General features: G+C 65.6%; 25 protein-coding genes. 14 read left to right on the forward strand and 11 right to left on the reverse strand.

Translation table 11 applies throughout. From position 1 onward, the window contains the following. The first annotated feature begins 78 nt into the window (after positions 1–78). Together AC1D34_RS21110 and AC1D34_RS21115 are read left to right on the forward strand one after the other, a co-directional pair. A complete protein-coding gene (locus AC1D34_RS21110) occupies positions 79–849 on the forward strand; it encodes an ABC transporter permease (RefSeq protein ID WP_441488047.1) in 771 nt (256 codons plus the stop codon). A gap of 96 nt (positions 850–945) precedes the next feature. Then, a complete protein-coding gene (locus AC1D34_RS21115) occupies positions 946–2562 on the forward strand; it encodes an AMP-binding protein (protein WP_441488048.1) in 1617 nt (538 codons plus the stop codon). Here AC1D34_RS21115 and AC1D34_RS21120 read toward each other — a convergent pair. The 3 genes from AC1D34_RS21120 to AC1D34_RS21130 are packed head-to-tail and all read right to left on the reverse strand — an operon-like array spanning position 2531 to position 6184. Next, positions 2531–3673, reverse strand: coding sequence for a CobW family GTP-binding protein (locus tag AC1D34_RS21120; RefSeq protein ID WP_476825227.1), 1143 nt, complete (start codon positions 3671–3673; stop codon positions 2531–2533). The two genes, AC1D34_RS21115 and AC1D34_RS21120, sit on opposite strands and share 32 nt — an antisense overlap. Beyond that, positions 3673–4590 (reverse strand): DMT family transporter, encoded by a 918-nt coding sequence (locus tag AC1D34_RS21125; protein ID WP_441488050.1) that lies wholly within the window; start codon positions 4588–4590, stop codon positions 3673–3675. Before AC1D34_RS21125 ends, AC1D34_RS21120 begins: the two co-directional genes overlap by 1 nt. Positions 4591–4600: 10 nt before the next feature. Then, positions 4601–6184, reverse strand: a complete 1584-nt coding sequence (locus tag AC1D34_RS21130; RefSeq protein WP_476825228.1) for a D-alanyl-D-alanine carboxypeptidase family protein — start codon at positions 6182–6184, stop codon at positions 4601–4603. A 190-nt stretch (positions 6185–6374) separates the two neighbouring features. Here AC1D34_RS21130 and AC1D34_RS21135 point away from each other — a divergent pair, with 190 nt between their 5' ends. From AC1D34_RS21135 to AC1D34_RS21165, 7 genes are all read left to right on the forward strand, one after another. Then, complete coding sequence (locus AC1D34_RS21135) at positions 6375–7277, forward strand: EamA family transporter (protein WP_476825229.1); 903 nt, start codon at positions 6375–6377, stop codon at positions 7275–7277. 263 nt (positions 7278–7540) lie between these two features. After that, entirely contained in the window at positions 7541–7864 is a 324-nt protein-coding gene (locus tag AC1D34_RS21140) for an ArsR/SmtB family transcription factor (RefSeq protein WP_441488053.1), read from the forward strand. Continuing rightward, positions 7861–8271: an SRPBCC family protein gene (locus AC1D34_RS21145; protein WP_476825230.1), complete on the forward strand. Its 411-nt coding sequence runs from the start codon at positions 7861–7863 to the stop codon at positions 8269–8271. The genes AC1D34_RS21140 and AC1D34_RS21145 overlap by 4 nt, the downstream gene beginning before the upstream one ends. A 48-nt stretch (positions 8272–8319) precedes the next feature. After that, on the forward strand, positions 8320–8550 hold the full coding sequence (locus AC1D34_RS21150) for a hypothetical protein (protein ID WP_476825231.1): 231 nt from the start codon (positions 8320–8322) through the stop codon (positions 8548–8550). 5 nt (positions 8551–8555) lie between these two features. Further along, positions 8556–9071 carry a DUF1801 domain-containing protein gene (locus tag AC1D34_RS21155; protein WP_441488056.1) on the forward strand — a complete coding sequence of 172 codons (516 nt, stop codon included), beginning with the start codon at positions 8556–8558 and terminating at the stop codon, positions 9069–9071. 275 nt (positions 9072–9346) lie between these two features. Continuing rightward, entirely contained in the window at positions 9347–10516 is a 1170-nt protein-coding gene (locus tag AC1D34_RS21160; protein ID WP_441488057.1) for an acetyl-CoA acetyltransferase, read from the forward strand. A gap of 9 nt (positions 10517–10525) precedes the next feature. Next, positions 10526–11722 carry an MFS transporter gene (locus AC1D34_RS21165; RefSeq protein ID WP_476825232.1) on the forward strand — a complete coding sequence of 399 codons (1197 nt, stop codon included), beginning with the start codon at positions 10526–10528 and terminating at the stop codon, positions 11720–11722. Between the two features lie 21 nt (positions 11723–11743). Here the strand turns inward: AC1D34_RS21165 and AC1D34_RS21170 are convergent, their stop codons facing one another. Next, positions 11744–12016, reverse strand: a complete 273-nt coding sequence (locus AC1D34_RS21170) for a BolA family protein (protein ID WP_441488059.1) — start codon at positions 12014–12016, stop codon at positions 11744–11746. A gap of 116 nt (positions 12017–12132) precedes the next feature. Here AC1D34_RS21170 and AC1D34_RS21175 point away from each other — a divergent pair, with 116 nt between their 5' ends. Next, positions 12133–13770, forward strand: a complete 1638-nt coding sequence (locus AC1D34_RS21175) for a M14 family metallopeptidase (RefSeq protein WP_476825233.1) — start codon at positions 12133–12135, stop codon at positions 13768–13770. A 176-nt stretch (positions 13771–13946) separates the two neighbouring features. Continuing rightward, positions 13947–14567 carry a J domain-containing protein gene (locus AC1D34_RS21180; protein WP_476825234.1) on the forward strand — a complete coding sequence of 207 codons (621 nt, stop codon included), beginning with the start codon at positions 13947–13949 and terminating at the stop codon, positions 14565–14567. 122 nt (positions 14568–14689) lie between these two features. Here the strand turns inward: AC1D34_RS21180 and AC1D34_RS21185 are convergent, their stop codons facing one another. Further along, positions 14690–16450, reverse strand: a complete 1761-nt coding sequence (locus tag AC1D34_RS21185; RefSeq protein WP_476825235.1) for a methylmalonyl-CoA mutase family protein — start codon at positions 16448–16450, stop codon at positions 14690–14692. 113 nt (positions 16451–16563) lie between these two features. Next, positions 16564–17088, reverse strand: a complete 525-nt coding sequence (locus AC1D34_RS21190; RefSeq protein WP_441488062.1) for an Lrp/AsnC family transcriptional regulator — start codon at positions 17086–17088, stop codon at positions 16564–16566. A gap of 153 nt (positions 17089–17241) precedes the next feature. On the opposite strand from AC1D34_RS21190, the gene AC1D34_RS21195 reads away from it, so the two are divergent. Both AC1D34_RS21195 and AC1D34_RS21200 read left to right on the forward strand, forming a co-directional pair. After that, positions 17242–18486, forward strand: coding sequence for an aminotransferase-like domain-containing protein (locus AC1D34_RS21195; protein ID WP_476825236.1), 1245 nt, complete (start codon positions 17242–17244; stop codon positions 18484–18486). A 120-nt stretch (positions 18487–18606) separates the two neighbouring features. Continuing rightward, positions 18607–19320, forward strand: a complete 714-nt coding sequence (locus AC1D34_RS21200; RefSeq protein WP_441488064.1) for an RraA family protein — start codon at positions 18607–18609, stop codon at positions 19318–19320. 192 nt (positions 19321–19512) lie between these two features. Here the strand turns inward: AC1D34_RS21200 and AC1D34_RS21205 are convergent, their stop codons facing one another. From AC1D34_RS21205 to AC1D34_RS21225, 5 genes are all read right to left on the reverse strand, one after another. Further along, positions 19513–20832 (reverse strand): MFS transporter, encoded by a 1320-nt coding sequence (locus tag AC1D34_RS21205; protein ID WP_441488065.1) that lies wholly within the window; start codon positions 20830–20832, stop codon positions 19513–19515. Positions 20833–20877: 45 nt separating this feature from the next. Continuing rightward, positions 20878–21228: a MarR family winged helix-turn-helix transcriptional regulator gene (locus AC1D34_RS21210; RefSeq protein ID WP_476825237.1), complete on the reverse strand. Its 351-nt coding sequence runs from the start codon at positions 21226–21228 to the stop codon at positions 20878–20880. Positions 21229–21456: 228 nt separating this feature from the next. Continuing rightward, positions 21457–21936, reverse strand: coding sequence for a DUF1178 family protein (locus tag AC1D34_RS21215; RefSeq protein ID WP_441488067.1), 480 nt, complete (start codon positions 21934–21936; stop codon positions 21457–21459). Positions 21937–22037: 101 nt separating this feature from the next. Next, positions 22038–22295, reverse strand: a complete 258-nt coding sequence (gene grxC / locus AC1D34_RS21220) for a glutaredoxin 3 (RefSeq protein ID WP_113512981.1) — start codon at positions 22293–22295, stop codon at positions 22038–22040. A 44-nt stretch (positions 22296–22339) separates the two neighbouring features. Further along, positions 22340–23053 carry a ComF family protein gene (locus AC1D34_RS21225; RefSeq protein ID WP_476825238.1) on the reverse strand — a complete coding sequence of 238 codons (714 nt, stop codon included), beginning with the start codon at positions 23051–23053 and terminating at the stop codon, positions 22340–22342. A 290-nt stretch (positions 23054–23343) separates the two neighbouring features. Between AC1D34_RS21225 and AC1D34_RS21230 the strand changes: the two genes are divergently transcribed. After that, positions 23344–24453, forward strand: coding sequence for an alkene reductase (locus AC1D34_RS21230; protein ID WP_441488068.1), 1110 nt, complete (start codon positions 23344–23346; stop codon positions 24451–24453). Positions 24454–24484: the final 31 nt, after the last annotated feature.

The following is a 24484-nucleotide window of genomic DNA, read 5'->3' on the forward strand; positions in this document are numbered from 1 at the left end:
CGACATCACCTATACGCCTGAATTCGCGTCGGTCGTGCATGAGTTGCGCGGCCATATCCGTACGGCGCGGGAGGCGGCATGAAGCGCTCGCTCTGGCTGAGGCTCGCGCCCTATCTGTTCACGCTTGGCTTCTTCGCGATCTGGGAGATCGCCTGCCGCGCCTTCGCGATCTCCTCCTTCATCCTCCCGCCGCCCTCCGCGATCTGGGCTGCGTTGGTGCAGTATCAAAAGCCGCTCTACACGAACGCCTTTCACACGCTCTGGATGACCACGGCCGGCTTTGTGCTCTCGATCGTGTTCGGTCTGGCGCTCGGCCTGCTCGTCGGCTCGTCGCGGTTGATCTATGCGGGCCTGAACCCGCTGCTTGTCGGCTTCAACTCGATTCCCAAGGTCGCTGTCGTGCCGATCCTGGTGATCTGGTTCGGGGTCGGCTGGCAGCCGCCGGTGCTGACCGCGTTCGTGATTTCGTTCTTCCCGATCGTCGTCAATGTCGCGACCGGGCTGGCCACGATCGAGCCCGAGACCGAGGATGTGCTGAAGGCACTGGGTGCCAGCCGCTACGACATCATGACCAAGGTCGGGATTCCGCGCGCGCTGCCCTATTTCTTCGGGGCGCTGAAGGTTTCGATCACGCTCGCCTATGTCGGCTCGGTGATCGGCGAGCAGAATGCGTCCAATCTCGGCATCGGCAACCTGATCACCCGCGCTTCGGCTGATTTCAACGTGCCGCTGATCTTTGCGGCGCTGATCGTGCTTGCGGTCCTCGGCGTGCTTCTCGTCGCCATCGTCGATCTTGTCGAGAGCCGCATGACGGGCTGGGCCCGGCGTTCGCAGATGGCGAATGGCTGAGCAAGGTGCAGAGCGGACCTGACCTAGCGCCAAGGTGACAGCGCGGCGAGCGCTGCCTATCGTGCCGCGCCATCAACGCCGGACCCTCAATCTTTCATGCTTCCCGATTTGCGCGATTACGGCCGCCTGCGCGAGACCTTCCAGTGGCGGATTCCAGAGCGCTACAACATTGCTGTCGATGTCTGCGATCGCTGGGCCGCGCTGGAGCCCGACCGTCCGGCCATTCTCGACGTCACCCCTGACTGGACGGTAACGCCGGTCAGCTTCGGCCGGTTGCGAGCGCAATCGAACCGACTGGCGACGGCGCTGTCGATGCGCGGCGTCGGCGTCGGGGATCGGGTCGCGATCCTGCTGCCGCAGGGAGAGGCCGTGCTCACCGCACATCTCGCCGCCTATAAGTTGGGCGCCATCGCGGTGCCGCTGGCCGCGCTCTTCGGGGTCGATGCGCTGGCCTATCGCCTTCGCGATTCCGGCGCGAGCGCGCTCATCTCCAATGCTGCGGGCTTGATGAAGGTTCGGCAGATTGCCGAGCCGCTGCCCGATCTCGACCTGATGGTGTCCACGGATGGCGCCGGGGCGGGTGCTGAGGACTGGGGGCAGCTGCTGGCGGATGCGAGCGAGGATTTTTCAGTTGCGGACACCGGGCCCGACGATCCGGCCCTGATGATCTATACCTCCGGCACCACGGGCAACCCGAAGGGCGCGCTGCATGGCCACAGGGTCCTGCCGGGGCATCTGCCCGGTGTGCAGATGGTGCACGAGTTCCTGCCGATGCCCGGCGACCTCGCCTGGACGCCGGCCGACTGGGCCTGGGCCGGCGGTCTGCTCAATATGCTGCTGCCGGCGCTGCATTTCGGCGTTCCGGTCGTGGCGCGCGCCCATTCCCGTTTCGACCCCGAAGACGCCTTTCGGCTGATGGCCGATCTCGGTATCCGCAATGCCTTCATCCCGCCGACGGCGCTCCGGATGCTGCGCAGCGTGGGCAAGCCGCGCGACCGCTTTGACCTGAAACTGCGCACGGTCGCGGCAGCCGGCGAAACGCTTGGAGCCGAGACGCTGAGCTGGGGGCGCGAGGCGCTGGGGCTGACGATCAACGAGGCCTATGGCCAGACCGAGTGCAATCTCGTGCTGTCGTCCTGCGCGACGATCGGGGTCAGCCGGCCCGGCTTCATCGGCAAGCCGACGCCCGGCCATGAGGTCGCGATCATCCGGCCCGATGGCTCGGAATGTGCGCCGGACGAGGAAGGGCAGATTGCCATCCGGCGGCCGAACCCGGTGATGTTCCTCGGCTATTGGCGCCGACCGGAGGCGACGGTCGACAAATTCATCGGCGACTGGATGACCACTGGCGATCAGGCCGTGCGGGATGCCGATGGCTATGTCCACTTCGTCGGCCGCGACGACGATGTCATCACCTCATCGGGGTATCGGATCGGGCCGGGGGAGATCGAGGACTGCCTGCTGAAGCATCCGGCGGTTTCGCTGGCGGCGGTCGTCGGGAAGCCGGACGAACTCCGGACCGAGATCGTCAAGGCCTTCGTCGTGCCGAATGCCGGCTTCGCGCCTTCGCAGGATCTGGCCGGTGAACTTCAACGCTTCGTGCGCGAGCGGCTCTCGGCGCACGAATATCCGCGCGAGATCGCCTTTCGCGAGGAACTGCCGCTGACGACGACAGGCAAGATCATCCGGCGGCTGTTGCGCGCGGAGGCGTGAGCGCCGCCGAAGCCTGACCAAGGAAGGCGGCCCAGAGGCGCTGCACCATCGCCTCGTCGAGCTCCTTGACGATGAGGACCAGGCGCGAGCGTTGGTCTGCATCAGGCCAGCTGTCGAGCAGGATCGGGGGATGCAGGATCTGCTGGACCGCATGGACCAGCAGCGGCTGGCCGGCGTGTTCGGCTATGGCGACGAGCCCCTTCAGCCGCAGGAGCTTCGCCCCGTGGGTCGAGCGCAGCAAGGTCCAGAACAGCTCGAAGGTCGCCAGATTGATCGGAGCATCAGCCGAGAGCGAGAAGGCGCGGATGCTCTCGTCATGCCTGTTCACATCATGATGATGATTGTCATGCCCGTGCCCGTGTCCATGGGCGTGATGATCGTGATCGTGATTGTGATGGTGATGGCCGCCCGAGCCGGTCGCCAGAGCCTCGACGGCAAGCCAGTTCCGCAGGGCCTGGGGCCTGTCGGCAAGGTCGTAGAGGCCGGCGCTGATCAAGTCCGCAGCCGGAGCATCCGGCGCGAGAAGGTTGATCCCGGGATTGAGCGCCAGGAGTCGCTGGCGTAGCACCTCGGCCGCCTGACCATCCGCGACCAGGTCCGCCTTGGTCAGCACGATCCTGTCGGCCGCGACCACCTGCTTGCGCGCCTCCTCATGGGCGTCGAGCGTCGCCATGCCGTTGACGGCATCGACCAGCGTGACGACGCCGTCGAGCCTGAAGCGCATGGCGAGATAGGGGTGGTTGATCAGCACATTCAGGATCGGTGCCGGGTCGGCAAGGCCGGTGGTCTCGATCACCACGCGTTTGAATGGCGCGATGCGATGGTTGTCGCGGCGGCGCAAGAGGTCTTCCAGCGTGACGATGAGGTCATCGCGGATGGTGCAGCAGAGGCAGCCGGAGGCGAGCAGAACCATGTTCTCCTCGACACCCTCGATCATCAGATGGTCGAGCCCGATCTCGCCGAACTCGTTGACGATCACGAGGGTATCGGCAAGCGCGGGGTCCTTGAGCAGCCGGTTGAGCAGGGTCGTCTTGCCGGCTCCAAGGAAGCCGGTGAGCAAGGTCAGCGGGATCGGGATGGGTCTCTGGTCGCTACCGGTCATGTCGGGCATCATCGATCAAGGCTGAGGGCGGGCACGCGTCGCGCCCGATTTTGTTCCAATATTACATTAGCCATGATCGCGACGACGACAAGGGCGCCGCCCGCATATTGCAGCGCGCCGACCCGCTCGCCGAGCATCACGGCGGCTATCCCGACGGCAAARACCGGCTCGGCACAAAAGGTGAGGGCAGCGGGGCCTGGCGCGACACGGGCCAATGCCATCGCCTGGAACAGGAAGCCGACGAGATAGCCGCCAACGGTGATCGCGACGGCCATCGGTGCCGAGGCCAGCGCGCTCGGAAGGGCAAAGCCGCCAACGAAAGCGAGAATGCCCGCTGTCACCGGCAGGATGAGCAGATGCGACCAGAACAGTTTTGGCGCGAGCGGCGTCGCGGCGCAGGCGGAGCCCGCGAAAAACTGTGCCGCGGCCGCGAGGCTGGCTGCGAGCGCGAGCGCAAGCCCGCGCGGATCGAGCCCATGCAGATCGGGCCCGACGACCATGCCGACACCGAGAAAGGCGGTCAGCGCCACCGCAAGTCGGTCGAGGCTGAAGCGCGCAGGCGTCAGCAGAGGCTCGGCCAGGACGATGATGACAGGGTAGGTGTAGAAGATGACGGCGGCGACGGTTACGGGCAGGAAGGCGACCGAGGACAGGTAAGCCGAGCCGACGAGAGCGCTGGTCAGGCCGAAGGCCAGCAGCGCCCGGTATTGGTCCCGCGGAACCCTGAAGTTCGCCCGCAGAAGCCAGGCGGCTCCGGCCACCAGCGCGAGCATGATGAAAACCCGGTAGAAAACCAGCAGCGGCCCGCTCAGGCCGGCCTGGCCCGCGAGCTGGGCCGAGACGATGTTGCTGCCATAGGCGGCAGCCGAGGCAAACGCCAGGGCGATGCCGTGTCGACTGGCGGTGCGGGCGGTCTCGGCGCGCACCCTCCAGGACTCAGGCGTCGTCGTTCACTTTGGCTTTCGGCTTGACGGGGGGCTTCACGGCGCCTGTGCGGGCCGGCTGAGGCTTGGGTTCACTCTGGCCGGGCTTGGTCTTGGCCTTTGCCGCCGCTTCCGGCTTGGCCTTCGCCGCCGCGTCGGGCTTTGCGGGGGCCGGCCTTACAGGCGGGCGGGCCGCCTGTTTGATGCCTGCGGCTGAGCCTGGGCGCAGGCTGGACGCCGCCGCCGCGCCGGGCCGGATCGCGCCCTGCAGCTTCATGGGGCCGCTCTGGAAGGCATTCGACGGAGGCTGGACATCCTCGCTGCTCGGAGCGAAGGCCGTCGTCCCGCGCGGAATGGCGCCATTGCTCGAGGCGGTGCGTGTCGATGGGCCGGATGCTACTCCGGCGGMCACCGGGGCTCCTGGCGTAATGACCGGCGCGCGATCGCGGGCGAACTGGGTGTCGGGCCGCGCCGTGGCATTGGCGGCGAGCGGGGCCGAAGCAGAGCCCGGCGTGCGGCCGAAGGAGACCTGTACCGGTGTCATCGGCGCGCGCGGTCCAAGCGTGATCCGGCCGGAGGGCGTGCGCATCAGCAGGGCGCCTGTGGCGCGAGCCTGCGGCTGCGGTCCGCCGAAGCGCTCGCTCATGGCGTTGTCATTGCCGCTGCCGGATGCGGCATTGGCGGCGATGGGGCCGGACACCTCGGAATCGTCCGCCAACGCGACGCCGCCGCCTCTGCGGCGAACTTCGTCGCAGATATTGTTGGCGCGTCCACCATTGCCGGAGGGCAGGCTGGCGAGGGTGTAGCCGGAGCCTCCCCATTTCGAGAAGCCGTCATCGAGCAGCTGCGCCGCCTTGACGGTGCGCTCGGAGGCGGACAGCGCACCCAGCACGACCGCGACGAGCGTGCGGCCGCCGCGCGTCGCGGTGGCCACGACGTTGAAACCTGAGGCGCAGACGAAACCGGTCTTCATGCCGGAGATGCCGGAATAGCGCCCGACGAGGCCATTCGTGTTCTGCAGAACCTGCTTGCCGAGCTGAACCGAGCCGGTGTTCCAGTAATCGGAATAGTCCGGGAATTCGCGCATCAGCGCCATGGCGAGAATAGCGAGGTCGCGGGCACTGACCTGCTGGTTCGGATCATGCCAGCCATTCGGGTTGGTGAAGACCGTGTCATTCATCCCGAGCCGTTGGGCTTCGGCGTTCATCATTCCGACGAAGGTCTCGACATCGCCGCCGACGCCCTCGGCGATGACATAGGCGATGTCGTTGGCCGATTTCACCATCATGATGCGCAGGGCGTTGTCGAGTGTGACCTCCTGCCCGGCGCGGATATAGACCTTGACGCGCGGCTGGCTCGCGGCCCGCTTCGAGGCGGGGATCGCCGTTTCAAGCCCGAGCTTGCCGGCCCGCACTGCCTTGAGCGCCAGATAGGCCGTCATCATCTTCGTGGTCGAGGCCGGGTGCCAGGCCTGGCTGGCGTTCTCGCTGGAGAGAACGGCGCCACTGGACGCATCGACCACCAGACTCGTGCCGGCAAAGGCCGGAGCGCTGACGGACAGGGCAAGGGCGAGGACAGCGAGACGGGGAGCGTTCATCGGGCGGGTCTTGAGCCTGTCTGGACGAGGGTTGAAGGCGCAGGGTTCAACGCGACGCGTGCGGCATTTTCGAGACGGCGCGACCGATCGGCCCGCCCATGGACGCATACCTACCCCCAGCGGAGCGATTTGCCTAGTCATGTCGGGCGGCCGTAAAGCCTTGGTCACAGTTCCAGCCCCGGATGCCCGCGTGAGCTTTACCCTCTTCTGGATCCCGGCAACGATCGTCGCCTCGCTGCTGCAGACGGCGCGCAACCTCACCCAGCGCTCGCTGACGGAGGTGATCGGCGTCGTCGGCGCGACGCAGGTGCGCTTCCTGTTCGGTCTGCCCTTCGCGCTGCTGTTCCTGCTCCTCGTCTGCCTTGGCCTGGGGCGCCTGCCGCCGCAGATCAGCCTTGCGACGCTCGGCATCACGAGCTGGGGCGCGCTGACCCAGATCGCGGCGACGGCCCTGATGCTGGCGGCGATGAGAGAGCGCTCCTTCGCCGTGACCACCGCCTATACCAAGACGGAGCCAGTCCAGGTGGCGGTCTTCGGAGCGCTGCTGCTCGGGGATGCGCTGAGCCCGGCGAAATTCGCAGCGATCGTGATTGCAACGGCCGGTGTCGTCCTGGTTTCCTGGAAGCCGGGCGAAAAGCTGAGCCGGGCGGGCCTGCGTCCCGCGCTGCTGGGCATCGGCTCAGGCGCCTGCTTCGCGCTGTCGGCCATCGGCTATCGCGGCGCGATCCAGTCTCTGCCGGATGGCGACTTCCTGATCCGGGCGACGACGACCCTTGCTCTGGGGCTGGGCCTGCAGACACTGATGCTGACGCTCTACATGCTGATCGCCAACCGCAAGGCGCTGGTCCTGAGCCTGAAGAACTGGCGCCGTTCGCTGACGGCGGGTTTCCTTGGCGCGGCGGCTTCGCAGTTCTGGTTCATCGGCTTCTCGCTGACGACGGCGGCCAATGTCCGGACCCTGGCTTTGATCGAAGTGCCACTGGCGCAGATCGCCTCGCGCAAGATGTTCTCGGAAGGTACGACGCGGCGCGAACTGCTGGGCATGGCAATGATCGTCTTCGGTGTCGGCCTGCTCCTGATGCTGGCGATTTAGCCGGCCGCCGCTCCACGGAACCGCTTGGGCGACTATCTTGCGGACACGGCCGATCTTGGGTGCCTGACAGGTTCGACCCAGCGCCGATATGTGCCGGCTGATCGATGAACAGCCGCGCCGCAACGGGTGGCGAGGCTGCCTCTCCGTACGACATGTCCGGTGGTTCCTGTGACCGATCATGGTGCTGCGATAGCACCGCGCTTGACCTACGCATATCTCGGCGGTTATGAGTCAAATCAATAGCCAATGAGTTATGGGTTTCGATGCTGAACGCTCACGACGCGCTCTTCAGGACGCTCGCCGATCCGACGCGGCGGGGCATTTTCGAACGGCTGTGTCGCGAAGGTGAGCAGACGGTCGGGGCACTGACAGCCCAAGCCGGGATCTCGCAGCCGGCCGTTTCAAAGCATCTCGGCATTCTGAAGCAGGCCGGGCTGGTGCGGGATCGCCATGAAGGGCGTCAGACGCATTATAGCGCGCAAATCGGCGCCCTGGGCCCGCTGATCGACTGGACGAACCAAATGGCCGGGTTCTGGCACAGTAAATTCGACGACCTCGAGGACCTGCTGAAGAGGATGGACCAATGAACGAAACGTCGACCGAAACGCTCTCGGTCGTTGTCGAGCGTGAGATAGCCCATCCGCCGGAAAAGCTCTGGCGCGCTCTCACGCAACCGCATCTCATCGAGGAGTGGCTGATGAAGAACAACTTCAAGCCAGATGTGGGCCACCGGTTCAATCTCAGCGCGGACTGGGGCGTCGTCGAGTGTCAAATTCAGGCGATCGAGCCGCACAAGACCCTGACCTACACGTGGAACACCAAGGATCTCGAGAGCGTCGTCACCTGGACGCTCATCCCTACGAGCACCGGGACCTTTCTGCGCATGGAGCAGACGGGGTTCAGGCCGGACCAGCAGCCCTATTACCGGGGAGCGCTGGCTGGCTGGCCGCGGTTCTTTGGAAATCTGGAAGAGGTCATGGCGCGGACGGATTGACGTCTGCGTCGCCCGATCCGCTGCACCATGCCCTCAGAGGAGGTCCCAATGAACTGGAACGACTGGATTCGGCAGATCCACCGCTGGATGTCGATTATCTTTACGGTGGTCGTCATCGCGATCTTCATCACCTTGGGCCTTGGGAAGCAGCCTGCCGAGTGGGTGTATTTCCTGCCGCTGTTCCCGCTCTTCGTGCTTCTGCCCACCGGTCTCTACATGTTCGCGCTGCCCTATGCCGCCAAATGGGGCGGCGGCCGACGCACCGCCAGACAGCAGTGAAGATGATGACTGGGATGTCCAGAAAGCCGGAGCAGGCCACGGAGAACGAGGCCGCCGAGCCGGTTCTCGAGAAGCGGGCCAGACCGCGCAAATCGGCGCTGAAGGCGCAGCCGGGCGAAGTCGTCCTGCTTTCGGGTGGCAATCCCCAGATTGCCAAGGGCTATGGTGACGCCCCCGTGCAGGCCTATATCGCGGCCATGCCGGGCTGGAAAAGCGACGTCGGACGCCGCCTCGATGCCATCATCGAGCGCACCGTTCCCGGGGCGCGCAAGGCGGTCAAATGGAATTCGCCCTTCTACGGAGTGGAGGGTCAGGACCAAGGCTGGTTCCTCGGCTTTCATTGCCTCACGACATACGTGAAGGTTGCGTTCTTCCGCGGAGCATCGCTGAGCCCTGTTCCGCCCGGTGCGTCCAAGCAGAAGGACGTGCGCTATCTCGATATCCATGAGGGCGAACTCGACGAGGCGCAGTTCGCCGCTTGGGTGAAACAAGCCAGTCAGCTGCCCGGCGAGAAAATGTAGGCCGTCAGTTGGACGTGCCGCGGGCACAGGTGGACGCGGAAAGCTCGACCAGGCAAGCCCAGCACAGTCTCCAGCGTCATGCAGAGAGCCGGCGCAGAATGCGCGAACAGGCTCATCCTCTCCCCTCATGGGCGGCAACGCGCTATATCGTTACGAGCGGGGCTTCGCGGGCAGTCCCCCTTTCTGCGCACGGCCGGATTGCGCTGTTTCCGGCTTGAACGATACCGTGGTCGGGCGCAGATAAGTGTAACTGCACATTACTCTGAGAGGTCGTCATGAGCGCTGCAATCGTCGGCTGGGCCCACACGCCGTTCGGCAAGCAGGATGCCGAAACCATCGAGAGCCTGATCGTCCGCGTGGCGACGGACGCGTTGGTCGATGCGGGCATTACCGCCGAACAGGTCGATGAGATCGTTCTCGGCCACTACAATGCCGGCTTCTCCGCCCAGGATTTCACGGCCTCGCTCGTGCTGCAGGCGGACCCGGCGCTGCGCTTCAAGCCGACGACGCGGGTCGAAAATGCCTGTGCGACCGGCTCGGCCGCCGTGCACCAGGGCGTGCGCGCCATCAAGGCCGGCGATGCCAAGATCGTGCTCGTCGTCGGCGTCGAGCAGATGACCAAGACACCTTCGGCCGATATCGGCAAATTCCTGCTCAAGGCCTCCTATCTGCCGGAAGATGGTGAGACACCCGGTGGCTTCGCCGGCGTGTTCGGCAAGATTGCCGCTGCCTATTTCCAGCGCCATGGCGATCAGTCGGATGCACTCGCCATGATCGCGGCCAAGAACCACAAGAATGGCGTCGAGAACCCCTATGCCCAGATGCGCAAGGATCTCGGCTTCGCCTTCTGCCGCGAGGAGAGCGAGAAGAACCCCTATGTCGCCGGGCCGCTGAAGCGCACCGATTGTTCGCTGGTCTCGGACGGCGCTGCCGCGCTCGTGCTGGCCGATCAGGCGACGGCGATGGAAATGCGCCGGGCCGTCGGCTTCCGTGGCATGGCCCATGTCCAGGACTTCCTGCCGATGTCGAAGCGCGACATCCTCAAATTCGACGGCTGTGCCGAAGCCTGGAAGAAGGCGCTCGCCGATGCCGGCGTCACGCTGGACGATCTCTCCTTCGTCGAGACGCATGACTGCTTCACCGTCGCCGAACTGATCGAATACGAGGCGATGGGCCTGACGAAAGAAGGCGAGGGCGCCCGCGCCATCAAGGAAGGCTGGACGCAGAAGGGCGGCAAGCTGCCGGTCAACGTCTCCGGCGGCCTGAAGGCCAAGGGCCATCCGATCGGCGCGACCGGCGTCTCGATGCATGTGCTCAGCGCCATGCAGCTCACTGGCGAGGCGCCCGAAGGCATGCAGGTCCAGGACGCACGCCTRGGCGGTATCTTCAACATGGGTGGGGCTGCGGTGGCCAACTATGTCTCGGTGCTCGAGCGGATCAAGTGACCGTCTGACGTGACGATTTTCCTGGCGCTGTTGCCGGCCTATATCCTCTCGATCTTCTACCGATCCTTCCTGAGCGTCATCGCCAGCCCGGTGATGACGGATCTGGGGATCGGGCCGCGCGAGCTGGGATTTCTGGGCGCGGCCTGGTTCATAACCTTCGCCCTGGCGCAGTTCCCGGTCGGCTGGGCGCTCGACCGGCTGGGGCCGCGCCGGACCGTCGCCGTGACGATGGCAATCGGCTCGGCCGGCGCCTTCCTCTTCGCGACGGCGACCCACGCCGTCACCGGCACGCTCGGCATGGCGATGCTCGGGCTTGGCTGCTCGCCGATCTTCATGTCGGCGCTGTTCCTGTTCGCACGCACGCAAGATCCCAAGCGCTTCGGTTTCCTGACCTCGGCCTTTATCGGCCTCGGCTCGATCGGCAATCTCGTCGGCGCGGGCCCGCTGGCGGTCGCGGCTGCCCGCTTCGGCTGGCGGCCGTCGATGCTGGTCGTGGCCGCCTGCTTCCTGGCCGCGACCGTGGTCGCCGCCGCGCTGGTTCGTGATCCGCCCAGGGCCAAGGCGGCCTCAGGCGGTGACGAAGGCCTGCTCAAGGGGCTGCGGAGCATTCTCGCGCTCCGTCCGCTCTGGCTGCTCGCGCCGATCACCCTCACCGGCTACGCGATCATCGCGACGGTCCGCGGTCTCTGGATTGCGCCCTTCATGAGCGGCGTGCACGGTTTCGATGCGATCGCCAGCGGCCATGTCGCAACGGCGATGGCGATGACCATGATCGCGGGCGCCTTCCTCTATGGTGGGCTCGAACAGCGGCTCGGCCGCAGCAAGCCGCTGGTCCTGTGGGGGACGGTGCTGACCGCGTTCTGTTTCATCGCCTTGGCACTCTGGGGGGATGCGCATTCGGCGCTGGCCATCGGCCTGTTCGCGCTCATCGGCGCGACGGGGTTCACCTATGCGGTGTTGATGGCGCATGCACGGCTGTTCTTTCCCGAGCACCTGATCGGGCGTGGCATGACCTGCATCAATTTCCTGTTCATTGCAGGCGCAGCGGCGATCCAGTCCGGCTCGGGCTGGTTCATCGCCGAGCAGCGCCAGGCCGGACTCGACGCCGCGACCACCTTTGCCCATCTCCATTGGGGCTTTGCGGCGCTGCTGCTCGTCCCGAGCGCGATCTACGCCTTCATGCCGGAGCGGCCGGGCAAGAGCTGATCGGCCCAAGAGCTGATCGGCTCAGGCCTCTCCCGGCGCCTTGGCGACAATCGCCAGCGCATGCACCCGGTCGGCCAGTTCCTGGGCCAACGCCGCGTTGACGAGGCGATGACGCTCCAGCCGGCTCTTGCCGGCAAAGGCGGAGGAAACGAGTTCGACGCGAAAATGCGTCTCGCCGCCCTCGCGCCAGCCACCATGGCCCTGGTGCTGATGCGATTCATCGATGACACGCAGATGCTCCGGCGCCAGTGCCGAATCGAGCTTGCTGGTAATGCGTTCCGCCATGCTGGTCATCTGTCGCCTCGTTCCGCTGGGCCGTCAGCAATCGCGGATTGCTTGTCCGGTCTCCGTCGTCGTTTCATAGTCGCCGCCTGGTGTCAGGTGAATGCGGCATTTCGCTGGAGGTTGGGATGAAGACGAGAACGGCGTTCGCTCTTGGGCTGTTGACGCTGCTCGGAGCCGCTCCCGCTCTGGCGCAGGAGGAGGGCAAGGTCGCCGACTACAAGCAGAGCGAGGCCGTGCTTGCGCGCTACAAATCCGTGCCGATCCCGCTGGCGACGCCGTCGCTGACACGCGGCACGCCCGGGCTGACCACGCAGGCTGAGCTCGACGCCTTCGTTGCCGATCTCGCCGCCAAGGCGCCGACCCAGGTCGTGCTCGGCTCGCTTGGCACGTCGCAGCAGGGACGTGATCTGCCCTATCTGATCTTCTCCAAGGAAGGCGCCAAGGATGCGGCGGCGCTCAGGGCGTTGGGGCGGCCGATCGTCTGGTTCGTCGGCCAGCAGCACGGCAACGAGCCGGCCGGTGGTGAAGCGATGCTCGCACTCGCCAATGATCTGGCCACGACCGACCTCAAGGCCGTGCTCGACAAGCTGGTGGTGGTGATCGTGCCGCGCACCAACCCTGACGGGGCAGCGGCCGACAAGCGCACCGGTGCCAACGGCTTCGATCTCAACCGTGATCACCTGCTGCTGACCTTGCCGGAGACGAAGGCGCTGCATGCCAAGCTCGCCGAGCTGCCGCCCGACGTCATCGTCGACGTGCATGAGTTCTCAGTTGCCAATCGCTGGCTCGAGAAGTTCGGCGGGCTCAATGCCGCCGATGCGATGATCCTCTACGCGACCAATCCGGCCGTGCCACAGCAGACGACGAAGCTCGCGTCCGAGCTGGTCAAGCCTGCGATGGACAAGGCAATGGCCGAGAAGGGGCTCTCCTCCTTCTGGTATTTCACGACGGGCTACAACAAGGACGACAAGGTCGTCTCGATGGGCGGCAATGCGCCCGGCATCGCGCGCAACCTGTTCGGACTTTCGGGCGCGGTCTCCTTTCTTATCGAGACGCGCGGTGTCGGCCTCAAACTCGAGAACCTGGAGCGGCGCATCGCGACGCATTACGTCATTTCCCGGTCGGTTCTCGATACGGTCGCCGCCAATGACAAGGCGGTGCTGCAGGCGGTCGCGGCTGCGCGCGGCGAACTGGCGAAGAACGAAGGCGAACTGGTCGTCGGCCACCGCATTGCCACCGTCAAGATGGCGATCCCGCTGGTCAATCCCGACACGGCCGCCGACATGCCGACGGAAGTCGATTTCCGCGACTCGCGCCAGGTGACGGTCACCGGGCGCCGGGGGCGGCCCGAAGGCTATATTGTGCTGGCCTCGGGCCAGCCTGCGGTTGAAGCCCTGAAGCTGAAGGGCATCGCCGTCTGCGCATTGGGCGGGCCGGCTTCGCTCGATGTCGAGGCCTTCGTCGTCGAGCAGAAGGGGACGGTGAAGAAGGCCGATCGCGAGAACATCAATCCGGACCAGGCGGTGAAGGTCGAGCTCAGGCCGCGCCGGCTGGACGTTCCGGCGACCGCAGTCTTCGTGCCGATGACGCAATCGGGGGCGAATGTCATCGCCGCCTCATTCGAGCCGGATTCTCCGGGCTCTCATGTCGGCGTCGGCTTGGTCGAGGTCGCGGCGGATTCGGGCGAGGCTCCGATCTACCGCGTGCCGCGTGGGGCCAGGCCGATATTGGCTTCGGGCGGTGATCCCGCATGCAGCCGTTGAGACTGGCGCAGCGCGTCATTATCTAGGACGCATTGACGGCCACCCGGATTGCTGGGATTCTGACGCGATCGGGGCCGATCTCTGCAGCGTTTCGAATGTGTCCGCCGCAGGCGCCTGACAGCGCCTGTCGTGCAGAGCTTGTCCGTTTGGCTTTCCGCCCGCATAACCGAGAGACCATGAATTTCAATTCTCGCCTTTTCGACCGGATCAGGATCGGCCCTTCCGAGGCGGAAGAGGTGGTCGAGACTGTGGCTGTGCGCTGCGACCATTCCGGGTGCCAGCGCGCCGGTGAGTTCCGCGCGCCGAAGGGCAGGGGGCGGGAAGGCCAGTTCTTCCAGTTCTGCCTCGAACATGTGAAGGCCTATAACGCGACCTATAACTACTTCTCCGGCATGAATGACGAGGCGCTCGCCGCCTATCAGAAGCAGGAAGAGATCGGCCACCGGCCAACCTGGAAACTCGGCGTCAATTCCAAGGCGGCCCGCATGTCGCAGCGCGGACGCGCGGCGGCTGCCGGCGATGCCGGGCCCGAGGTGCAGGACGGTTTCAACATCTTTGGCACGCGCAGGGAGCAGCAGGCTGCAAAGCCGGAGCCCCGCGTCGGCGCCGTGGCGCGCAAGGCGCTCGACGCGCTTGGGCTGGACGATACGGCCGATTCCATCGCGATCAAGGCGCGCTACAAGGAACTGGTGAAGCGCTTCCATCCTGACGCCAATGGCGGCGACCGCTCGCGCGAAGGCACGCTGCAGGAGATCCTCAAGGCGTATCAGCAGCTGAAGACCACKGGTCTGGTCTGAGACGACCTATCGAGCCCTCCGGGATGATCGTGTGACGTAACCTGCTGCGCTGCCGGTGCGCCAGCTCGCTCCGGCTCGCCCCATCTACCCCCGGCGGTTTTGCCGATGGCGCGCCGAGTGCCCTATTTCTGCGTTTTCGCCGCAAGCCCGGCGACATCCGCGATGATCCCGTCCAAGGCGAAATCCTTCGGCGTATAGACCGCGGCCACGCCCATGTTGCGCAGGGCATTCTCGTCATCGGGCGGGATGATGCCGCCGACCACGACCGGGATCGTCATGCCGGCGACGCGCAGCCGGGCCGTGACATCGCGCACCAATGGCAGATGCGAACCGGAAAGGATCGAGAGGCCGATGATGTCGGCCTTGGTCTCCTGCGCCTGCGTGACGATCTCCTCAGGGGTCTGGCGAATGCCGCCATAGTTCACCGCCATGCCGGCATCGCGGGCGCGGACGGCGATCTGCTCGGCGCCGTTGGAGTGACCGTCGAGGCCAGGCTTGCCGACGAGGAAGCGCGGTGGGCGTCCGAGCTTTGCGGTCGCGCGCGCGACGGCGGCCTTGACGGTCGCAAGGCCGGGATCGTCGCCCCGCTTGCCGGTGTCGACGCCGGTCGGGGCGCGATACTCGCCAAAGATCTCGCGCAGGGCCTGGGCCCATTCGCCGGTGGTGACGCCGGCCTTGGCGCAGGCGATCGAGGCCGGCATGACGTTTCGGACTTCCCTGGCGGCTGCCGAGAGCTCCGCAAGCGCAGCCTGTGCGAGATCACCATCGCGGGCCTCCACGACGATATCGAGCCGCCGACACCCGGCCTTCAACTCCTCGACCTTGGCGTCGATTGCGGCCGAACCGTCGAAGATGTCGCCGAATTCGAGCAGGTCGGTCTCGTAGGCCAGGACCTGTTGCATGCGCAGGGACCATTGCTGGTCGAAGGGGCGGGGCAGCCCCAGGGCCTCGTTCCAGGCCGGAAGCTGAACGGCCCGCGCGCGTGCCTTCTTCGAGAGCGTCACTGCCAGCATCTCGATCAGGATGCGGTAGACATTGTTCTCGGCCTGCGGCTCGGTCAGGCCGAGAGAATTAACCTGCACGCCATAGCGGAAACGGCGCATCGCCTCCTCCTGCACGCCATAGCGCTTCAGCGTGATCTCGTCCCAGAGATCGACGAAAGCCCGCATCTTGCAGAGTTCGGTGATGAAGCGCATGCCGGCGTTGACGAAGAACGAAATGCGCCCGACGATTCCCGGAAATTCCGCTTCGCTGACCTCCGGCTGGGCCCGAATCGAGTCGAGCAGCGCGATCGCGGTCGCGAGCGCATAGGAGAGTTCCTGCACCGGCGAGGCGCCCGCTTCCTGCAAATGATAGGAGCAGACGTTCGTCGGGTTCCATTTCGGCAACTCCCGGGCCGTGAACACGACGATATCGGTGGTCAGCTGCATCGAGGGGCGCGGGGGGAACACATAGGTGCCGCGCGACAGGTATTCCTTGACGAGATCGTTCTGGGTCGTGCCTTGCAGCGTCGCGCGCGGCGCGCCCTGCTCATCGGCAACCGCGACGTAAAGCGAGAGCAGCCAGGCGGCGGTCGCGTTGATCGTCATCGAGGTGTTCATCTGCGCCAGCGGGATCTGGTCGAACAGAGCCCGCATGTCGCCGAGATGGCTGATCGGCACACCGACCTTGCCGACCTCGCCGCGCGACAGCACATGGTCGGGATCGTAGCCGGTCTGGGTCGGCAGATCGAAAGCGACGGACAGGCCGGTCTGTCCCTTGGCGAGATTGGTGCGATAGAGCTTGTTCGACTCGGCCGCGTCCGAATGGCCCGCATACGTGCGGAAAATCCAGGGTTTCTCACGCTGCGCCGGCTTGTCGCCGATTGGGCCGATCGCGTTCATCGCCGCTCCCTTGCCGTTCCACCCTGGACCCAATGCAATCCCAATGTTGCACTGCGGCGAAGATAACGCCAGAGGGCTGCGCAAGTCGTCTCCGACATTCGGATGAGTCGGCGCTACACGCTGCCGGGCGCATGCCTGGGCTGGCTGAACCGTGGTTTCCTGCCTGGTGCGTGGCTGGCTACATCCAGGAGTTGGTTGGATTTCTGCGTGTCGAGGATCACCATGGTCGAGGTCTCCGCGACGCAGGGAATCGCCTGCAATGCAGCGCTGATGAAGGTGCGGAGCGCCTCGATATCCCTGACCCAGACGCGCAAGAGATAGTCGACATTGCCGGTGACCAGCAGGCATTCCGTGATCTCGGGCTGGCCCTGGATCGCGGTCATGAACTGGCTTGCCGCATCCGGGCTTTGCTTGGCCAGTTTCACGCTCACCATCACGCAGATGCCGAAACCGAGCGCAGTCGGACTGATCTGCGCCGAGTACCCCTCGATGACGCCGGCGTCTTCGAGCCGCTTGATCCGGCGGCTGCATGGCGTCGGCGAAAGGCCGACTTTCTCGGCGAGTTCGAGAGTTGAAATCCGACCGTTATCCTGAAGTGCGGCCAGGATCCTTCGGTCGATCCGGTCCAATTCGATCATGAGTGATTTTCACTCCAGAATTGCGGGTTGATGGCGATTATCCGCAAAGGAAACGCAGCAGGCCGGAACATCGCACGGATTCTCTCACTTCACGACTGCTATAGTCGCTCAAAGGACATCGTGCCCGGCTGAAACAAAGGTGGTTCAAGCGTCATGGCGATATCGAATGCCCAGCTGCCGGCAGCACGTCCTGCGCTCTCGCAGTGGTTCAAATCCGGCAACAGCATCACCCAGCAGTTCATGGCGATCGGCGGGCGGGCGGATATCATCAGCCTTGCTGGCGGACTGCCAGCGGCCGAGCTCTACCCGGTGGATGCGATCGCTGCCGCAAGCGAGCGGGCGCTGAAACGCTGGGGCGCCGTCGCGCTCGAATACGGCTCGGTCGAGGGGTTGCCGGCGTTGCGCCAGGCCATCGCCGAGCGCGTCATGGCCAGCACGGGAAGGCGGTTCGGGCCGGAGAATGTGCTGCTGACGACAGGGGCGATGCAGGGGCTCGACCTGATCGGCAAGGCGCTGATCGATCCGGGCGAGCTGATCGTCAATCAATTCCCGACCTATCTCGGCGCGCTCGATGCCTGGCGACCGCGCCACCCGCGCTATGAGCGGCTGGACTGGTGCCTGCAACGGCCCGGCTTCGACCTGGCACTGCGCCAGGCCAAGTTCGTCTATACCGTGCCGAACTATTCCAACCCGACTGGGGTGCTCGTCAGCCAGGCCGAGCGTGCKGCCTTGCTCGACAAGGTTCTCGAGGCCGGCACCTGGCTGGTCGAGGACGATCCCTATCTGCCGCTGCAGCTCGATGGCGAGGCCGGGCCCAGCATTCTCGCCGCCCATGCCGCGCGCTATTCGGATGGGGCCTATGATGGCCCTGTGATCTATCTGGGAACGCTGTCCAAAAGCCTCGTGCCCGGCCTGCGCGTCGGCTGGATCGTGGCCGAAGCCGGGATGATCGCGACATTGGCGCTCGCCAAGCAGTCGACCGACATCAGCAGCAGCATGTTCACCCAGGCGGTTGCGCTCGAACTGCTCGAAAGCGGCTTTGAGGCCACCCATATTCCGCGCATCGTCGCAGCCTATCGCGAGCGGCGCGATGCTCTTTGTGCCGCCGCTTCGCGCCATCTCGGCGAATGGTTCGAGTGGGATATCCCGCCTGGCGGCATGTTCGTCTGGATGCGGGCGAAGTCCAGCGAGATCGACACCAACGAACTCTACAAGTGCGCGCTCGAGGACAAGGTCGCCTTCGTGCCGAGTAGCGTGTTCGATCCCGATGGGGCGCTCAACAGCGCGATGCGGGTCAACTTCACGCGCTCCTCGCCAGAGGTTCTTGCCGAGGGCGTGCGCCGGCTGGAGCGGGCTGTTCAGCGCTATCTTGGCAGGCGTTCGGGACGGGCGGCCTGAGCTCGCGCTCATTGAATGCCCGCCCGGACAGAGCAAAGCGACGATCTGGGTTCTCTGCCTTCAACCCCTCCTGCCTGGTCCAGCACCAAGCCTTCCTCCGGTCGCCGGGGAGGGCGGGGCGTGAACCGAGTTTCTGAACCGCTACCAGAAAAGGCCATCACCATGCCGACCCGCCTCGACAATCCGCGCAATTCCCGCCTTCCCGATGGCCTGATCGACGCCTGGCGCGCGGTCCCGAGCTCGGTCATTGCCGACCAACTCGGCGGTGTCGGCCATGCCGATCCGCGCATCCGGCCGATCCGGCCTTTTGCGCCGGGCACGCGGCTGACCGGCTCGGCCGTGACGGCCTGGTGCGAGCCGGCCGATTACGGGCCGGTGCATCATGCGATCGCGATTGCCGGTCCCGGCGATGTCGTCGTGGTCGCGGCAGGCGGGCGGCGAGATGCGGCGATGATCGGCGACCTGCTCGGCGGTGCCGCGCGCCTCAAGGGCATTGCCGGCGTCGTCGTCGACGGGGCGGTGCGGGATGTCGGGCCGGTCTCGCAATGGCCCGACTTCATCATGTTCTCGCGCTGGGTGATGCCACGCGGCCCCTCCTCGATGGAACGGGGCATCGTCAACGGCCCGATCGTGTTCGGCGGTGTCGCGGTGCAGCCGAACGATCTCGTCATCGGCGATGATGACGGGCTCGTTTTCGTGCCGCATGCGCTGGCCGAGGCGAAGCTGGAGCCCTGCCTTGCACGCGTCCGCGCCGAAGTGGAATGGGAGAGGGTCTTGGCGGGCGGCAAGTCGACGGTCGAGGTCTTCAAGGTCCCCGCAATCGAGCCACTCTGAAGCCTGCCCGAAATGTGGGCCGCGGTTTTCGGGAACGCCGAAGCGCGCACAGAAGCCGAGATCATCGGGCCGGATACGATATCCGATCCGATGATCTAAGCTCCACGCCGCGGTGCCAACCCGCGCCGGGCCGCAGCCGGCTTTCTCAGCCGGCAATTGTGAGGGTTGGATCGCGCTGCTGGCGCTGATCTCTCAGGCAGTAGCCCTGGCGCTCGCCAGCGGGGCATTGGTCCCGCGGAGCGTGATGGCAAAGGCAGCCGCGAACAGGCACAAGGCTCCGGCGATGAAGAAGGCCGGGAGATAGCTCTCGTAGACGGTCCGGCTGAAGCCGGCGCCATAGGCGGCGAAGGCTGCGCCGAGCTGGTGCCCGGCGAAGATCCAGCCGAAGACCAGGTTGGTCTTGTCGCCGAAGCGGTCCGCCGCGATCTTCACGGTCGGCGGTACGGTTGCGACCCAATCCAAGCCGTAGAACACGGCAAACAGCGACAGGCCGTAGAACGAGAAGTCGCTGAAGGGCAGGTAGAGCAGCGAGAGGCCGCGCAGCCCGTAATACCAGAACAGCAGCCAGCGGCTGTCATAGCGATCCGAGAGCCAGCCTGAGCCCACCGTGCCGGCGAAATCGAAGATGCCGATCACTGCGAGCACGCCGGCCGCCGTGACCGCCGCCATGCCATAATCCCCGCAGAGCGCGATGAAATGGGTTTGCACCAGGCCGTTGGTGCTCGCGCCACAGATGAAGAAGGTTCCGAACAGCACCCAGAACGTCTGGGTGCGCACCGCTTCGCGGAGCGCAACGAGCGGAGAGGCCAGCATGGTCAGCAGGCTGGTCGGAGCCACAGGCGCTGGCTCGATCCTGGTCTCGCCATAGGGGGCGAGGCCAACATCGGCGGGCCGGTTGCGCATCAAAAGGAGCACGGCCACGGCCGCGATCACGATCATGGCCAGTACGAAGACCATGGCGGAGCGCCAGCCGACGCGCTCGGTCAGTTCCGCGAGCAAGGGCAGGAAGACGAGTTGCCCCGTAGCGGTGCTTGCCGTCAAAAGTCCCACCACCAGGCCGCGCCGTTGCGCAAACCAGCGCGTCGCGACGGTGGCGCCGAGCACCATCGCTGTCATGCCGGTGCCGAGACCGAGGACGATGCCCCAGAGCAGCATCAGGTGCCAAAGCTGCGTCATCACGAAGGAGCCGAGCACGCTGGCGGCGATGAAGGTCAGGGCGACGCCGACGACGGGCCGCAGGCCGAAGCGGTTCATGAACGCGGCGGCGAACGGGCCCATCAGGCCGAACAGGGCGAGGCGGATCGCCAGAGCGGAGGAAATCTCCGAGGTTGCCCAGCCGAATTCCTTCTGAAGAGGTCCGATCAGCACGCCCGGCGCGCCGACCGCGCCGGCCGTCACCAGCATGGTGAGGAAGGTCACGGCGGCAACGACCCAGCCATAATGCACGCCGCGCCGGGCGAAGAGCGCTGCAAGCCCGGTCGGGGCCGCGGGAGCGAGAGCGTCAGTGGGCATGCGAGTCTCCTAGTTGCGGGTATATGCCCGTATTTGTGCGAGAGATCAAAGTGAATCGAGTGCCGCGCGAAGGTTCCGCATGGCCTCGGCGCCGAGCCGGTCATCCAGCGCCTTCTGCGCTGCATCCCAGAGCGGAGCGCCATCTTCGAGGACCTTTCGGCCCGCATCGGAGAGCGAGACCGTGGCCTCGCGCTGGTCCTTGCCGCGGCCGAGCGCCACGAGTTTCATTTTCTCGAGCACGCGGACATTGCGGCCGATCGTCGAGCGGTCGAGTTCGGTCAACCGCCCCAGTTCGGTCAAGGTGACGGGGGCGGAGCGCGCGATCGTCCGCATCAGGCTGAACTGCGCGATATTGACCCCGACCGGCGCAATGGCCTCGTCGTAGAAGGCAGCCATGCGGCGAGAGGCCGAACGCAAGGTCGTGCAGATGCAAGGGCTGGACATGGGTGCGGGTATATGCCCGCAATCATGGATTTGCAAGGGGTGCTGGAATGGGCACGCGCTGCGGTGCTTCCTGCAGGTGCCCTCCGGGATGCTCACATCACAGGGGGAGCATCCCGTCTTGGACTAATGGGCGACAAGCGCGTGGATAGCCTGGGCGTGCCGGGTGACTGGTGGGAAAAACTAGTTTCGACCGCCCGGCAGCCGCGGCAGCGGCATGAATTCGACGCCTTCCTCGTGCAGCAGGCGGGCATCGTCTGGCGTCGCTTCGCCATAGATGGCGCGGTCATCGGCTTCGCCGTGATGGATCTTGAGAGCTTCCTCGGCAAAGCGGGGACCGACATGTTCGGCGGTCTCGGTGACGTGCTTATGCAGAGCCGTCAGCATTTCGCGGAAGGCGATTTCCTTCTCGCCCATCAGAGCGACGGGGGCTGGTGCAGGCGTTGCCGGGGCAGGGAGAGCCTCCGAACCAGGCGCCTCGGCGCGCGGTCCGCGATCTGTCCGCGTCACGCTCGGCGACATGATGGCGCGCTCGACCTTGCTGCTGTTGCAGACCGGGCAGGAGACGAGGCCGCGGCGCGACTGCTCCTCGAAGCTGGTGGAGCTCGCGAACCAGCTTTCGAACTCATGGGCGCTGTCGCAAAGAAGGGAATAGCGGATCATCGTTGACTCATGAGGCGGCTGGTCGCCGCGATACACCCGGACCGTCGCCGCGCCACCTGGCGCGGACGCCCGGCAATTCTGTCATTCCTCATGATGCGGCCTCATGCCGCGAGCAGCGTGTCGAGTTCGCCGCGGGCATCGAGCGCATGCAGGTCGTCGGAGCCGCCGACATGACGGTTGCCGATGAAGATCTGCGGGACGGAGCTGCGGCCGCCGGCCCTCTCGCTCATGGCGCGGCGCAGCTCCGGCTTGCCGTCGACATCGATCTCTTCAAAGGCCGCGCCCTTCTTCTTCAGGAGCGACTTGGCGGCGGTGCAATAGGGGCACCAGCTGGTGGTGTAGAGCGTGATCTGCGGCATGACGGTTCCGGCGATACTGTTCTGACACATCATGTAGTGTGCCATCAGGCATCCGTCACCACCCGCGCGAAGGTGAGGACATCGACATGGCGGGCGCCGGCACGCAGCAGGGCCCGTGCGGCCGCATTGACGGTCGAGCCGGTGGTGAGGACATCGTCGATAAGCAGGATGCGCCGGCCCTCGATCGTGGCTCTCATCGCCGGCAGGACCTTGAAGGCGCCCTGCAGGTTCTCGACACGTTGGGGACGCGTCAGCCCGATCTGCTGCTTCGTCCGCTTGACGCGCGTCAGTGCCTCTGGAGCGAGGGCGACGCCGCTCTGGCGCGCGACGACCCTTGCAAGTGCCGCGGCCTGGTTGAAGCGGCGGCGCCAGAGGCGTGTGCGGTGCAACGGCACTGGAACGACACAATCGGCCTCGACGAGGATCTCACGGCCAGCCTGCGTCATCATCCGGCCGAGCGTGATCGCGAGCTCGAGGCGGTCGCCATATTTCAGGCGGTGAACCAGCTCGCGCGCCGTCCCGTCGAAACGGCAGACGGCACGGGCGCGGGCAAAGGCCGGCGGCTCGGCGATCGCCGCAGGCGAGACGATGCCATCGCCGAGATCGATGGCGAAGGGCGTGCCGAGGCGCTCGCAATACGGGCGCTCGATGAAGCCAATTCCGCTCCAGCATGCCGGGCAAAGGCCTTGGGCCTCAGCGGTCGCTCCCTTGCAGGCAACGCAGGACGGCGGATAGACGAGGCTGATCGCACTGCGCATCCCAAGCCGGGAGGCGGTCCCGACAGCGTTCAGCCAGCGAGAGCCGGTGCCGGCCAAGGAGAAGGATTTTCTATCGTCGGTTCCCTGCGCGACCATACCTGTGTCGATCCCGGCCCGGAATGAGTGGCTGCATTGCTTTCATCCCATGCCAGCATTTGCGGCCCTGCCAATTCCGCACGCAAGTCTTATCTCCTCTTGCGTCCAACGCATGGCAAGGCGAGGTGACTTGTCATGCCATGCGGTTTTCAATCGCTTCATGGCAAGGGCCGCGAGCTAAGAGGAACCATCCGATGAGCCAGTCCGGTGATCACGCTGCCTCCCTGTTCACTCCGTTCCGTCTCGGCGAGATCGAACTCAGGAACCGCATCGTCATGGCGCCGCTGACGCGCAACCGCGCGACGCGGGGCAGCGATGCCCCGAATGCCCTGAATGTCGAGTACTACCGCCAGCGCGCCAGCGCCGGGGTTATCGTCACCGAAGGCACGCAGATCTCGCAGCAGGGCCAGGGTTATGTCTGGACGCCGGGCATCTATAACGACCAGCAGATCGCCGGCTGGAGGCAGGTGACCGACGCGGTCCATGCGGCCGGCGGCAAGATCATCACGCAGCTCTGGCATGTCGGGCGCGTCAGCCATGTCTCGCTGCAGCCCGGCCAGCAGGCGCCGGTCGCGCCCTCCGCCATCCCGGCCAATACCAAGACCTATATCGAAAGCGGCTTTACAGCGGTCTCCGAGCCGCGCGAGCTCGCTGCCGACGAGATCCCAGGCATCATCGCCGATTATGTCCGGGCGGCGGAGAACGCCAGGGCGGCCGGCTTCGACGGCATCGAGCTTCATGGTGCGCATGGCTATCTGCTCGACCAGTTCCTGCGCGACGGCTCCAACAGGCGCAGCGACGCCTATGGTGGTTCGTTGGAAAATCGCGTGCGGCTCGTTCTCGAGGTGATCGAGGCCGTCGCAACGGTATTTCCGAGAGGCCGCATCGGCATCCGCATCTCGCCGGTGAGCCCGGCCAATGATGCTCGCGACAGCGATCCGCAGGCGCTGTTCGGCTATCTGGTCGAGCGGCTCAACGAAACCGGTATCGCCTTCATCCATGTCGTCGAAGGCGCGACGCGCGAGGCCCGCGACTATCTGCCGTTCGATTATCTGGCGCTGCGCAAGGCCTTCAAGGGCGCCTATATCGCCAATAACGGCTTCACCCGCGAACTTGCGATCGAGACGCTGGCCGAGGACCGGGCCGATCTCATCGCCTTTGGCCGGCTGTTCATCGCCAATCCCGATCTGGTCGAGCGGCTGCAGCAGGATGCACCGCTGAATGCGCCGGATGTCGCGACCTTCTATGGCGGCGATGCCGCAGGCTATACGGACTACCCTTCGCTGGCGCAAAAGGCCGCCTGATCGGCCGCTTTGACACATGGAGCCATGAGGG

The sequence above is a fragment of the Allobosea sp. P1_A7 genome (assembly GCF_056406775.1).